Genomic DNA, 13,582 nt, shown 5'->3' on the forward strand with positions numbered 1-13,582 from the left:
ACGGGCCTGGGATTCCGCGACGTCGAGGTGGTCGGCTGCCCGTCGATGTTCTTCGAGGGGCCCGTTCTGCCGGCCATGAGGCCCGTCGGGGAGCTGACGGAGGCCTCGCGGGTCGCCGTCAACGGCGCCCACTCCGCCGTACGGAGCCTGGGCCTGGACCGCATCATCGCGCGGATCCACGAGCAGTTCCCCCAGGCGACGTTCATCGGGCAGAACACCGCGGAGGCCGCGCAGCTGCGCTGGCGCGACATCGCGAGCCCGTCGGGGGCAGTGAAGCTGATGCCGACCCATCCGGAGCATCCGATGTTCCAGGAGGGCAAGGCACGGGTGTACGTCGACCCGGCGACGTGGATCGACGACCTGCGGGGCTTCGACGTCTCCATCGGTGCCCGGATCCACGGGAGCATCGCCGCCCTGCTCGCCGGCACCCCCGCAGTGGTGCTCTGTGGCGACGCCCGCACCCTCGAGCTGTGCCGCTACTTCGAGATCCCGCACCGGCTGCTGCGCTCGCTGCCCGAGGACGTCGATCCGGTCACCCTCGTGGAGGAGGCGGACTGGGCGCCGATGGTGCGGGGTCACCGCGAGCGGTACGACCGGTTCGCCGCGTACCTCGACAAGCACGGACTGGCGAACACGTTCGCCCACGGTGACGGGGGCGTTGCCTTCAACGAGCAGATGGCGGGCATCGACTTCCCGGACGGGATCGAGCCCTCGCAGCTCTCGGACCTGGAGGCCACCCGCGAGCACGTCGCGTGGCTGCGTGAACAGGCCCGGGAGGCACGGCGCCAGGACCAGGGTCGCCTCAGCCAGGAGCTGCTCGACCGCCTGTCGCCGGCCGGGGGCGCATCGCCCACGCGCCGCGCGGCCAGGCTGATCGCCCGTGCCGGGCAGCGCAGGGCCCGCGGCTGATGTGACAGGGGCCACGGGGGCACCCCGTTCCGCGGGTGGCGCAACCGGCGTACCGTTGTCTCGTCCCGGAACCCCGGGGCGCAGGAAAACGTGAGCACAACGTCCGGTACCCACCCCGGCTCCCCCCACCAGGGAGGAGTGGTCGGAGGGACGGGAACGAAAGGTTCTCAGATGTCCCACAAGTTCCGCGTGGGCGTGATCGGTGCTGGCCGCGTCGGCGCCGTCCTCGCTGCGGGTCTGCACGCCGCCGGTCACCATGTCGTGTCCGCTGCCGGCGAGTCCGACGCTTCTCGCCGCCGCGCCGCCGAGCTGTTGCCCGGTGTCCCGCTGCGCAAGCCGAGCGATGTCGCGCGCGACGCCGACCTGCTGCTGCTCACCGTCCCCGACGACATGCTCCCCAACGTGGTGCAGGTCCTCGCCGCGAGCGGTGCCCTCCGGGCCGGGCAGTACGTCGCCCACACCTCCGGTCGCCACGGCCTGGCCGTGCTCGACCCGGCCGCCGAGGTCGGCGCGCACGTGATCGCGCTCCACCCGGCGATGACCTTCACCGGCACCGTCGTCGACATCGAGCGCCTCCACGGCTGCGTCTTCGGCCTCACCGCCGGACCGGCGGAGCGCGAGGTCGCCGAGGGCCTCGTCGCCGACCTCGGCGGACGCCCCACCTGGGTGCCCGAGGAGATGCGCACGCTCTACCACGCGGGCCTCGCCCACGGCGCCAACCACCTCGTCACCCTCGTGAGCGAGGCGATGAGCATGCTCGCCGCCGCCGGGGTGGACGACCCGTCCGGCACCCTGCGCCCGCTGCTCGACGCCGCCCTCGACAACGCCCTCGCCCACGGAGACGCCGCCCTCACGGGGCCGATCGTCCGCGGCGACGTGCAGACCGTCGCGGCCCACTTGGCCGACATCTCGCGCAACGCACCCGACACCCTGCCGTCGTACGTCGCGATGGCCTGGGCCACGCTCGACCGCGCTGTCACCGACGGTCGCCTGATCCCGATCCGTGCGCAGAAGATGGCCGACGTGCTCGGTGCGTACGGCGACCGCGGCTTCAGTGGCGGCTTCACCCGTACCTCCGGCGACGCGGGAGCCGACCAGGCATGACCGCAACCACCACGCCGGCTGTCGCACGCAGCCGGGCAGACCTTGCCGGCCTGCTCTGGTCTCGAGACGGTCGCAGCGCGACCTCCTCGACCAACGGCACCGGGCCGGTCGTGCTGGTGCCCACCATGGGCGCGCTGCACGAGGGCCACGCGACGCTGATGCGCGCGGCCCGCGAGCGCGCTGGCAGCGACGGCGTCGTGGTGGTCTCGATCTTCGTCAACCCGCTGCAATTCGGAGCCGGCGAGGATCTCGACCGCTATCCGCGCACCTTCGACACCGACCTCGAGATGGCGGCGGCCGAAGGCGTCGACGTCGTCTTCGCGCCGGTCATCGCCGAGATGTACCCCGACGGCGTCCCGCACGACGGCGTGCCGTCGCAGGCGGTCACCGTCCAGCCCGGCCCGCTCGCCGACATCCTCGAAGGCGCCAGCCGCCCCGGACACTTCCGCGGTGTCCTCACCGTGGTTGCCAAGCTCTTCGGCCTGGTCCGTCCCGACGTCGCCGTCTTCGGCGAGAAGGACTACCAGCAGCTGACCCTGATCCGGCGGATGGTCTCCGACCTCTGCCTCGGCATCGAGATCGTCGGTGCCCCCACGGATCGGGAGCCCGACGGGCTCGCCCGGTCCAGCCGCAACCGGTACCTCGACGACCGGCAGCGCCAGCACGCTGCCACGTTGAGCCGTGCCCTGCGTGCGGCCCAGGAACGGGCGCCGTACGGCGTCCCGGCGGCCCGTTGGGCAGCCATGAGCGTCATCAAGGAGGAGCCGGGCGTGGAGCTCGACTACCTCGCGCTCACCGACACCGGTCTGGGCGAGCTGCCCGACTTCCCGGAAGCCGGCACCGAAGGCCGGATCCTCGTTGCAGCCAGGGTCGGCACGACCCGGCTCATCGACAACATGACCCTGCAGTTCTGAGCAGTTCAAACTCCTGAGGGGGAACCCCATGCTGCGCACCATGATGAAGAGCAAGATCCACCGCGCGACCGTGACGCAGGCCGACCTGCACTACGTCGGCTCGGTCACCGTCGACGAGGACCTGCTCGACGCGGCCGACCTGCTGGCGGGCGAGCTCGTGCACATCGTCGACATCGACAACGGCGCCCGCCTCGAGACCTACACGATCGCCGGCGAGCGGGGCACCGGCGTCATCGGCATCAACGGTGCCGCCGCCCGCCTCGTGCACCCTGGCGACCTGGTCATCCTCATCGGCTACGGCCAGATGTCGACCGAGGAGGCCAAGGAGTTCAAGCCGAGCGTGGTCTTCGTCGACGCCGACAACAAGATCATGGCCACCGGTTTCGACCCGGCCGAGACCTTCGGCGACCCGAGCCTCGAGCGCGGCGACGTCACCGCGGCGCGCTGACCCGGCTCCGGATCAGTAGCCTGCAGGAATGTCTGACCACGTGGCCCCCAGTCCGACGGCCGTACGACGCCTTCCGGGACGACTGGACGCGCCCGGGCCCGGCTGGACCACCCGCGCCGACGTCGTCATCGTCGGCTCCGGCATCGCCGGGCTCACGGCTGCGCTGCGCCTGCGTGGGCAGGTCGACAAGATCCTCGTCGTCACCAAGGACGTCCTGGCGGCCGGCTCGACCCAGTGGGCCCAGGGCGGCATCGCCGCGGCGCTCGGTCCGGGCGACACCCCCGAGGAGCACGAGGTCGACACCCTCGTCGCCGGCGCGGGCGCCTGCGACCTGGACGCCGTCCGGGTGCTGGTCAACGAGGGCCCCGAGGCGGTCCGCGAGCTGATCGCGCTCGGCACCAACTTCGACCAAACCGACGACGGCGAGCTCTCGCTCACCCGCGAGGGCGGGCACCACCGCGACCGGATCGCGCACGCCGGCGGAGACGCCACGGGTGCTGAGATCCAGCGCGCGCTGATCGCGGCCATCGAGGCAGCCCCCGACATCGAGGTCATCCAGCACGCGCTGGCCGTCGACCTGCTGCTCGGCGAGGACGAGCGCGGCGTCACCGGCGTCGCGGGCCTGACCCTGCACGTCATCGGTGAGGGTGAGCGCGACGGCGTCGGTGCCGTCGACTGCCGCGCGGTCGTGCTGGCCAGCGGCGGTCTCGGCCAGGTGTTCTCGCAGACCACGAACCCGTCGGTCGCGACCGGCGACGGCATGGCGCTGGCACTGCGCGCCGGCGCGACGCTGCGCGACCTGGAGTTCGTCCAGTTCCACCCGACCGTGATGTACCTCGGACCCGACTCGCGCGGCCAGCAGCCGCTCATCTCCGAGGCGGTTCGCGGCGAGGGCGCGTTCCTCGTCGACGGCCCGCCGGAAGAGGGTGGCACCCGCTTCATGCAGGGCGTGCACGAGCTCGCCGACCTCGCTCCGCGCGACGTGGTCGCCAAGGCGATCATGAAGCGGATGATCGAGACGGGCCGGCCCCACATGTGGCTCGACGCCCGGCACCTCGGCGCGGAGTTCTGGGAGAAGCGCTTCCCGACCATCCTCGCCACGGCCCGCTCGCACGGGGTCGACCCGGTCACCGCGCTGATTCCCGTTGCGCCTGCCTGCCACTACGCCTCCGGCGGCGTCCGCACCGACCTCCACGGCCGTACCGACCTGCCCGGGCTCTACGCCACCGGCGAGGTCGCCTGCTCGGGCGTGCACGGCGCCAACCGGCTCGCGTCGAACTCGCTGCTCGAGGGACTCGTCTTCTCGCGGCGCATCGCCGACGTGCTGCCCGGCGAGATCGCCCCGTGGCGCGAGCCGTCCGAGGACGGCCGTACGGCGGGCCTCGTTGCCGGCGACGTGCGCCGGGAGCTGCAGGAGGCGATGTCCTCCAGGGTCGGCGTCCTGCGGACCGCGCCCGGCCTGGCCGAGGCCGGTGCGGTGCTCGACAAGCTCGCCGGCCACACCGCCGACGTCGTGGGGCAGGACGCGTGGGAGGCGACCAACCTGGTCACCATCAGCGCCGCCCTCACCGATGCCGCCGCGCTGCGCGAGGAGACCCGCGGTTCGCACTGGCGTGAGGACTTCCCCGATCGCGACGACGCCCACTGGGCCGGCCACTTCGACGTACGGATGAGCGACGGCGTGACCACGGTTGCGTTCGTGGCCTCGCCTGCGACCGACGGCACCGTGAATGGCGCCGTCGTCGGTGGAGGTGCGGCGTGATCGCCCGGACGCCGTACGACGCCCTGCCGGCGTCGCTCGTCGAGGAGATCGCCGCGGCCGGGCTCGACCCGAAGGCGGTCTACGACCACATCGCGCTGGCGTTCGAGGAGGACCTGCCCGGTGGCGCCGACGACGTCACCAGCGCCGCGATGCCCGACATGGGCCGCGCCGTGGCTGACTTCGTGGCGCGCGAGCCGGGTGTCGTCGCCGGCCTCGCGATCGCCGAGCTCTCGTTCCTCTACGCCCTCGGCGACACGGTGGAGCTGAGCGGGCGCGTGGCCGACGGCACGCGCGTCCAGCCCGGCGACGTCGTCCTCACGGTGGCGGGTCCCGTCCAGGGCGTCCTGACCGCCGAGCGCACCGCCCTCAACTTCGCGTCGCACCTGTCCGGCGTCGCCACGGCGACGGCCGCGTGGGTCGACGCCCTGGCCGGCACCAGCGCGCGGGTGCTCGACACCCGCAAGACACTGCCCGGCTGGCGCGCCCTGCAGAAGTACGCCGTCGCGTGTGGCGGCGGCGTCAACCACCGGTTCAGCCTCGTCGACCGGGCGATGGTCAAGGACAACCACGCCGTCGCTGCGGGTGGTGTCGTGGCCGCCTACCGGGCCGTCGTCGCCGCGAACCCCGGCCTCCGCGTCGAGGTCGAGGTGATGGACCTCGACGAGCTGCGCGACGTGCTCGCCGCCGGTTGCACCGAGGTGCTGCTCGACAACATGAGCACCGCGGACATGGCCGAGGCCGTCCGGATCAACCAGGCGGCCGGGGGCAACGCAACCCTCGAGGCGTCGGGTGGACTCACGCTCGAGCGCGCCCGCGAGGTCGCCGAGACCGGAGTCGACTTCATCTCGGTCGGTGCGCTGACCCACTCGGTCAACGTCTTCGACCTCGGCCTGGACTTCCGGACGACGTAGTCCCATGCCGCTGCTCGCCGCCGACATCGGCAACGCCCACACCGTCCTCGGGTTGCTCGAGGACGGCGACGTCGTTGCCGACTGGCGGGTGTCGACCGACGAGCGGCGTACTGCTGACGAGTGGTCGGTGCTGCTGCGCGGCCTCCTCGGTGACCTCGAGCAGGACGTCACCGGGATTGTCGTGTGCTCGACCGTTCCCGCCGGGCTCAATGCGTGGCGCGAGATGCTCGCGGTCCATTTCGCCGATGTCGCGCAGGTGATTGTCGAACCCGGTATTCGCACCGGAGTTCCGATCATGGTCGACAATCCCCGTGAAGTCGGCACCGACCGGATCATCAATGCCCTTTCCGCAGCGGCCGATTATTCGGGGCCCGCGATCGTCGTCGACTTCGGTGGGACGGCCACGACTTTCGATGTCGTCGATGCGCAGGGCCGGTACGTCGGCGGTGCGATCACGCCCGGAATCGAGATCTCCCTCGACGCCTTGAGCCGCGGTGGCGCGCAATTGCGGATGGTCGAACTCGTGCGACCGCGCGGCGTCATCGGCAAGAACACCGTCGAGGCACTCCAGTCAGGGATGGTCTTCGGCGTCGCCAGCCAGGTGGAGGGCATGGTCGAACGCCTGATTGCCGCGCTGGGATGCGTGACCGAGGACGTCGCGGTGATTGCCACCGGACACCTGGCTCCACTTGTTCTCGAGGAATGCCGCTGTTTCACCGACCATTCCCCGTGGTTGACCCTGCGCGGACTGGAAAAGGTGTTTCTGCGCAATCAACGCTGATTCAGATATTCGCGGCCGTGTGCTTTGATCGTGGCAATGCGACTCGTACGTCGAGTTGATTCCGATATTGCGACGAAAAGGAGATTATCCGATGGCCCAGAAGGTCAGCATCACACTGGTGGACGACATCGACGGCACCGAGGCGAGCCAGACAGTGGTCTTCGGCCTCGACGGCACCAGCTACGAGATCGATCTCAACGACAAGAACGCCGATGCGCTGCGCGAGTCGCTGGCGACCTACGTCGGCCACGGACGCAAGGTCGGCCGCGCCGCCCGCCGCGGTGCCCGTGCCGCGACCTCCGCCGACGGCGGTGCTTCCGCCAAGGAGATCCGCGAATGGGCCCGTTCCAACGGCTTCGCCGTCCCCGAGCGCGGCCGGATCCCCGCCGACGTACGTGAGGCGTTCGACTCCGCGAGCTGAGCATGTGGTGCAGGAGTACCCGCTTATGCGGGTATTCCTGCGCTCCTTGACTGTTGCAACGGCCAAGGAGCGCCAGTTTCCCCGCTTCAGCGGGGATTCCTGCACGTCCCTGTTCGCTGTCAGCGGACTGGAAATGAACCCGTACATGGAACGCGTAGGCTGTTCGAAGGGTTGTATCTCCAGAACTTCCCTGTGACGTGAGGAGCGTGCTGATGTTCGAGCGGTTTACTGACCGAGCCCGCCGTGTGGTCGTGTTGGCCCAGGAAGAGGCTCGCATGCTCTCCCACAACTACATCGGGACCGAGCACATCCTGCTCGGCCTGATCCACGAGGGTGAGGGAGTCGCCGCGAAGGCGCTGGAGTCCCTCGACATCTCGCTGGAGGCGGTCCGCGCCCAGGTTGAGGAGATCATCGGCCAGGGCCAGCAGGCGCCGTCGGGACACATTCCCTTCACGCCTCGTGCCAAGAAGGTGCTCGAGCTGTCCCTGCGCGAGGCGCTGCAGCTCGGCCACTCCTACATCGGGACCGAGCACATCCTGCTCGGCCTGATCCGCGAGGGCGAGGGCGTGGCCGCCCAGGTCCTCCAGAAGCTCGGCGCCGACCTCAACCGGGTGCGCCAGCAGGTCATCCAGCTGCTGTCCGGCTTCCAGGGCAAGGAGAGCGGTGCGTCCGCTTCCGCGTCCGGCAGCACGAGCGGTGGCGAGACCCCGTCGTCGTCGCTGGTCCTCGACCAGTTCGGCCGCAACCTGACGCAGGACGCCCGCGAGGGCAAGCTCGACCCGATCATCGGCCGCGCGCCGCAGATCGAGCGAGTCATGCAGGTGCTGTCGCGTCGTACCAAGAACAACCCCGTCCTCATCGGTGAGCCAGGTGTCGGCAAGACCTCGATCGTGGAGGGTCTCGCCCAGGACATCGTCAAGGGCAATGTGCCGGAGACGCTGAAGGACAAGCAGATCTACACGCTCGACCTCGGCGCCCTGGTTGCCGGTTCCCGCTACCGCGGTGACTTCGAGGAGCGGTTGAAGAAGGTCCTCAAGGAGATCCGCACGCGCGGCGACATCGTGCTGTTCATCGACGAGATCCACACCCTCGTCGGCGCCGGTGCGGCCGAGGGCGCGATCGACGCGGCGAGCATCCTCAAGCCGATGCTGGCCCGCGGCGAGCTGCAGACCATCGGTGCGACCACCCTCGACGAGTACCGCAAGTACCTCGAGAAGGACGCCGCGCTGGAGCGCCGTTTCCAGCCGATCCAGGTTCCCGAGCCCTCCGTCGCGGACACGATCGAGATGCTCAAGGGCATCCGGGACCGCTACGAAGCGCACCACCGGGTGACCATCACCGACCTGGCGCTCGTCTCGGCCGCGACCCTGGCCGACCGCTACATCTCCGACCGGTTCCTGCCGGACAAGGCGATCGACCTGATCGACGAGGCCGGCTCGCGCCTGCGGATCCGCCGGATGACGGCGCCCGCCGACCTGCGTGAGTACGACGACAAGATCAACGACGTTCGTCAGCGCAAGGAAGCGGCCATCGATGGTCAGGACTTCGAAGCCGCCGCGCGCCTGCGCGACGAGGAGAAGCAGCTGATCCTTGCCAAGTCGGACCGCGAGAAGCAGTGGCGCTCCGGTGACATGGACGAGGTCGCGGAGGTCGACGAGGAGCTGATCGCCGAGGTGCTGGCGGTCGCGACCGGCATTCCGATCATCAAGCTCTCCGAGGAGGAGTCCTCGCGACTGCTCAAGATGGAGGAGGAGCTCCACAAGCGGGTCATCGGCCAGGAAGAGGCCGTGCGCGCACTGAGCCGCGCCATCCGTCGTACGCGCGCCGGGTTGAAGGACCCCAAGCGCCCTGGTGGTTCGTTCATCTTCGCCGGCCCGTCCGGTGTCGGTAAGACCTGGTTGTCCAAGACGCTCGCCGAGTTCCTCTTCGGCGACGAGGACGCGCTGATCCAGCTCGACATGTCGGAGTTCAGCGAGAAGCACACCGTCTCGCGCCTCTTCGGCTCGCCTCCGGGCTACGTCGGCTACGAAGAGGGCGGTCAGCTCACCGAGAAGGTGCGCCGCAAGCCGTTCTCCGTGGTCCTCTTCGACGAGGTCGAGAAGGCCCACCCCGACATCTTCAACTCGCTGTTGCAGATCCTGGAGGAAGGTCGCCTGACCGACTCCCAGGGCCGGGTCGTGGACTTCAAGAACACCGTCATCATCATGACCACGAACCTGGGCACGAAGGACATCAACAAGTCCGTCAACCTCGGCTTCCAGCAGGGCAACGACGCCGCGGGCTCCTACGAGCGGATGAAGAACAAGGTGCAGGACGAGCTCAAGCAGCACTTCCGGCCCGAGTTCCTCAACCGTGTCGACGAGATCATCGTGTTCCCGCCGCTGTCGCAGGAGCAGATCGTCGCGATGGTCGACAACATGATCGCGTCGGTCGAGCTCCGGCTCAAGGACCGCGACATGCAGCTCGAGCTGACCCAGGCAGCGAAGAACCTGCTCGCCTCGCGGGGCTTCGACCCGGTGCTGGGTGCGCGGCCATTGCGTCGCACGATCCAGCGCGAGATCGAGGACACCCTCGCCGAGAAGATGCTCTTCGGCGAGGTCGGCCCCGGCCAGATCGTGCTCGTGGGCGTCGACGGCGAAGGGCCGGACGCGTCGTTCACCTTCGAGGGCCAGAAGGTCAACAGCGTCCCGGACATGCCGCCGCTGGAGACGGTCTCCGAGCCCTCAGGTGATGTCGCTGAGCTGTCCGGCGACTCGGACCCGCTCGCCAGCAACGAATAAGCAGGCACCGTCCGACCCGGTCCGTCATCGACGGGCCGGGTCGGACCTGCTTTGATCGGGTCATGGCGAGCATTCCTGACTACCGCTGGGGCACGGAGAACGCGTTCGTGCAGGGCCTGGCCGTCCGGATCGCGTCCAGCAAGCCGGGCTCGTTGGTGATCCGCAAGCTGATGCCCCTTGACCGCAAGGTCCTGCTGCGTACCCGGGGGCGTCGTACGGTGCTCGGGCCCATCGGGTTGCCCACGCTGTTGTTGGAGACGGTCGGCCGCAAGTCGGGCCAGAAGCGGCTGAGCCCGCTGCTGTATGCCCGCGATGCCGGTGAGTCGGTGATCGTGGTGGGCTCCAACTTCGGTCAGGCGCACCACCCCGCCTGGACCGGCAACCTGCTGGCCCAGCCCCAGGCGCGCGTCATCAGCGGTGGCACCGAGATCACGGTTCACGCCGAGCTCCTCGCCGGTGACGAAGCGGACGCCGGATGGCAGAAGATGGTCGACCTCGCCGGCAACTACGCCGTCTACAAGACCCGTACCGATCGGGAGATCCGGGTCTTCCGCCTGACACCCTCCTGATGCCCGTGGGGTAGTCCCGGGCCAAAAGCACCGGATACCCGCGTGTCTCGGTGCTTTTGACCCGGGACTATCGCGGTCAGGGGAGGGCGTAGTGGCCGTCAGTGGTGCGGACGAGCAGGCCGTCGGCCAGCAGTGAGGCGAGGGCGCGTTCGCGCTGCACGGGTTCGTCCCAGGCCGCGTCCAGGCGTTGCTTCGGTACGGCGCCCGGGGCATCGCGCAGGACCGCGAGCAGCCGTCCGCGGCACTGTCGGTCGGTGCCCGCGTAGCCCTGCACCGGTCGCGGTGGTCCGTCGTACGACGGCGCGCCGGCCTGTTGCCAGGCGCAGGTGTCCCGCACCGGGCAGTCACCGCAGCGCGGCCGATCGGCGGTGCAGACCAGGGCCCCCAGCTCCATCACGGCGACCGACCACGTCGCGGCGGTCGGCGCATCGGGCGGCAGCAGGGCGGCGGCGAGGTCGCGCTCTGCGCGGTTGACCGAGCGCGCGGGGAACTCCACACCCGTCACCGTGCGCGCCAGCACCCGGCGCACGTTGGTGTCGAGCACGACCTGGCGTTGCCCGTAGGCGAACGCAGCAATGGCGGCTGCCGTGTAATCGCCGATGCCGGGCAGGGCCAACAGCTCGTCGTAGGAGTCGGGCACCACGCCGTCGTGCTGCTCGGTGATCGCGACGGCCGCCGCGTGCAGGCGCAGGGCCCGTCGGGGATAGCCGAGACGGCCCCAGGCACGGACCGCTTCGCCGGAGGTGTCGGCGGCGAGGGCCGCCGGGGTGGGCCAGCGATCCAGCCAGGCCTCGTGGACGGGCAGCACCCGGACCACGGGGGTCTGCTGCAGCATGAACTCGCTGACCAGGACCGACCACGCGGATGCCTCGGGCCGACGCCACGGAAGGTCGCGAGCGTGCTCGTCGTACCACCGGAGAATCGGGTCGACCAGGCGTTCGTCGGGGTTCGCTGGGGTCGTCGTCATGGCAGACCCATTGTGACTTCGGCCCTGTCCGGCGGGTCAGCCGGGATCGTGGTGCGTGGCTGACTACCGTCGGTGGCATGTCGTCGCAGCGCCGTCCCTCCAGCGCCCGCGGCCGGACCACCCGCGGCCCGCTGCCGCCTGATGTCTACTGGCGGCGGCGCCTGTTCGTCGGCACCGTTGCCTTCTCGCTCGTGTTCGTGATCGCGCAATGGCTGACCGGTGGCAGCGACGGATCCTCGGACGAGACGCCCACGGCCGAGCAGGCCGGCGCGCAGGTGTCGGCGACGCAGACGGTGACCGCCGGCGACGCGACCTCGACCGCACCGGTGACCCCGGGTGCGAAGGCGACCCCGACCCTGGCTGCGCCGGAGGGCGTCTGCAAGCCCGCGGACGTCGCGGTCACTCCGTCCGTCGCAGGGGGTCAGGCCGCCGGAGCGAACGTCACCCTCAGCCTGTCGCTGCAGACCATCACGTCCGAGGCGTGCACGTGGCAGGTCGCCAGCAACAGCCTCACGGTGCGGATCGCCCAGGGCAAGGAAGAGATCTGGTCGACCCGTCAGTGCCGGAAGGCGGTGCCTTCCCAGTCCGTCGTCGTACGACGAGCGGTGGCCACCGTCGTCACGATGACCTGGAATGCCCGCGAGTCGAACCAGGGCTGCACCTCGCGCACCGCGTGGGTGCTGCCCGGTGACTTCACCATTGCAGCGGCTGCGCTCGGCGGGGAGCCGGCGGAGGCTGCGTTCAGCCTCGTGCGACCGGCCACGCGGACGATCGAAGTGACGCCGACGGACACGGCGACCAAGCCGACGACCTGAAGTCAGACGTAACGCTCGAGGATCGTCGACTCGGCGAGGCGGCTGAGCCCCTCGCGCACGCTACGGGCGCGCAGCTCGCCGACGCCCTCGACGGCCTGGAGGTCGTCGATGCCGGCGGAGAGCAGCTTCTGCAGGGTGCCGAAGTGGTCGACCAGGCCCTCCACGACGTTCGTGGGGAGGCGGGGGACCTTCGTGAGCAGGCGGTAGCCCCGGGGCGCGACGGCGCCGTCGAGGTGTTCGCCGGTGCCGATGCCGAGCACCTTGGAGACGGCCGACGGGTCGACCAGGTCGGTTGCCGAGAGGGCTTCGAGCTTCGACAGCAGCTCGTTCGGGTCGCGGCTGCGGCGACGCGAGGGGACGTAGTCGCGGATCACGAGCTCGCGCTCGGTGTCGACGCCGGTGATCAGCTCCTCGAGCTGGAGCGCGAGGAGGCGGCCGTCGGTGCCGAGCTCCAGGACGTAGTCCTCGATCTCGCGCGCGATCCGGGTGACCATCTCCAGGCGCTGGGCGACGACGGCAACGTCGCGCACGGTGACGAGGTCCTCGATCTCCAGCGCGGACAGGGTGCTCGACACCTCGTCGAGGCGCAGCTTGTAGCGCTCCAGCGTCGCGAGTGCCTGGTTGGCGCGGGAGAGGATCTGGCCGGAGTCCTCGAGCACGTGGCGCACGTCGCCGACGTACGCGGCGATGATCTGCATCGACTGGGACACCGAGATGACGGGGTGTCCGGTCTGCTTGGCGACGCGGTCGGCGGTGCGGTGCCGGGTGCCGGTCTCCTCCGACGGAATGCTGTGGTCGGGCATCAGGTGGACGGCGGCCCGGATGATCCGCGTGAGGTCGCTGTCGACGATGATCGCGCCGTCCATCTTGGCCAGCTCACGCAGGCCCGTGGCGGTGAAGGGGACGTCGAGCTCGAAGCCGCCGGTGCACAGCGTCTCGACGAGCTTGTCCTGGCCGAGCACGATCAGCGCGCCGGTGCGGCCACGCAGGATCCGCTCGAGCCCGTCGCGCAGCGGAGTGCCGGGCGCGATCAGGGCGAGCGTCTCGCGGAGTCGGGGATCGGCCGACGTGATCACGAGGGCTCCTCCCTTGCTTGATGACTTGCCTGACGGACCGTGCTGATGAAACCTGCCGGTGAAACGGGAACGCTCGTACCCTATCCACCGCTGCGCACCATGGCGCGGGGTTATCGGTTCTGACG

Annotated in this window: 13 protein-coding genes; 11 read left to right on the forward strand and 2 right to left on the reverse strand. The window is 70.0% G+C overall.

Annotated features, from left to right (window positions below):
* The 10 genes from ACOADB_RS15670 to ACOADB_RS15715 form a co-directional block, all read left to right on the forward strand.
* The coding region (locus tag ACOADB_RS15670; RefSeq protein ID WP_378600392.1) for a polysaccharide pyruvyl transferase family protein at nt 1–909 on the forward strand (909 nt) is incomplete at its 5' end.
* 171 nt (nt 910–1,080) lie between these two features.
* Complete coding sequence (locus ACOADB_RS15675) at nt 1,081–2,013, forward strand: Rossmann-like and DUF2520 domain-containing protein (protein WP_378600394.1); 933 nt, start codon at nt 1,081–1,083, stop codon at nt 2,011–2,013.
* Entirely contained in the window at nt 2,010–2,927 is a 918-nt protein-coding gene (gene panC, locus ACOADB_RS15680) for a pantoate--beta-alanine ligase (RefSeq protein ID WP_378600397.1), read from the forward strand. Before ACOADB_RS15675 ends, panC begins: the two co-directional genes overlap by 4 nt.
* A gap of 28 nt (nt 2,928–2,955) precedes the next feature.
* Entirely contained in the window at nt 2,956–3,375 is a 420-nt protein-coding gene (gene panD, locus ACOADB_RS15685) for an aspartate 1-decarboxylase (protein WP_378600399.1), read from the forward strand.
* A 28-nt stretch (nt 3,376–3,403) separates the two neighbouring features.
* Nucleotides 3,404–5,137, forward strand: a complete 1,734-nt coding sequence (locus ACOADB_RS15690) for an L-aspartate oxidase (RefSeq protein WP_378600402.1) — start codon at nt 3,404–3,406, stop codon at nt 5,135–5,137.
* Nucleotides 5,134–6,048: a carboxylating nicotinate-nucleotide diphosphorylase gene (gene nadC / locus ACOADB_RS15695; protein ID WP_378600404.1), complete on the forward strand. Its 915-nt coding sequence runs from the start codon at nt 5,134–5,136 to the stop codon at nt 6,046–6,048. Before ACOADB_RS15690 ends, nadC begins: the two co-directional genes overlap by 4 nt.
* Before the next feature lie 4 nt (nt 6,049–6,052).
* Nucleotides 6,053–6,829: a type III pantothenate kinase gene (locus ACOADB_RS15700; RefSeq protein ID WP_378600407.1), complete on the forward strand. Its 777-nt coding sequence runs from the start codon at nt 6,053–6,055 to the stop codon at nt 6,827–6,829.
* 91 nt (nt 6,830–6,920) lie between these two features.
* On the forward strand, nt 6,921–7,250 hold the full coding sequence (locus ACOADB_RS15705) for a histone-like nucleoid-structuring protein Lsr2 (RefSeq protein ID WP_378600409.1): 330 nt from the start codon (nt 6,921–6,923) through the stop codon (nt 7,248–7,250).
* Between the two features lie 212 nt (nt 7,251–7,462).
* Nucleotides 7,463–10,030, forward strand: coding sequence for an ATP-dependent Clp protease ATP-binding subunit (locus ACOADB_RS15710; RefSeq protein ID WP_378600412.1), 2,568 nt, complete (start codon nt 7,463–7,465; stop codon nt 10,028–10,030).
* A 62-nt stretch (nt 10,031–10,092) separates the two neighbouring features.
* A complete protein-coding gene (locus ACOADB_RS15715; RefSeq protein ID WP_378600414.1) occupies nt 10,093–10,599 on the forward strand; it encodes a nitroreductase family deazaflavin-dependent oxidoreductase in 507 nt (168 codons plus the stop codon).
* Between the two features lie 76 nt (nt 10,600–10,675).
* On the opposite strand, the gene ACOADB_RS15720 is transcribed toward ACOADB_RS15715, so the two are convergent.
* A complete protein-coding gene (locus tag ACOADB_RS15720; protein WP_378600417.1) occupies nt 10,676–11,566 on the reverse strand; it encodes an A/G-specific adenine glycosylase in 891 nt (296 codons plus the stop codon).
* A 77-nt stretch (nt 11,567–11,643) separates the two neighbouring features.
* Between ACOADB_RS15720 and ACOADB_RS15725 the strand changes: the two genes are divergently transcribed.
* Nucleotides 11,644–12,381, forward strand: coding sequence for a hypothetical protein (locus ACOADB_RS15725; RefSeq protein WP_378600419.1), 738 nt, complete (start codon nt 11,644–11,646; stop codon nt 12,379–12,381).
* A 2-nt stretch (nt 12,382–12,383) separates the two neighbouring features.
* Here the strand turns inward: ACOADB_RS15725 and disA are convergent, their stop codons facing one another.
* Nucleotides 12,384–13,454, reverse strand: a complete 1,071-nt coding sequence (disA, locus tag ACOADB_RS15730) for a DNA integrity scanning diadenylate cyclase DisA (protein WP_378600452.1) — start codon at nt 13,452–13,454, stop codon at nt 12,384–12,386.
* Nucleotides 13,455–13,582 lie beyond the last annotated feature (128 nt).

Origin of the sequence: Nocardioides sp. CPCC 206348 (assembly GCF_048654705.1) — a bacterium.
Lineage (GTDB): Bacteria > Actinomycetota > Actinomycetes > Propionibacteriales > Nocardioidaceae > Nocardioides.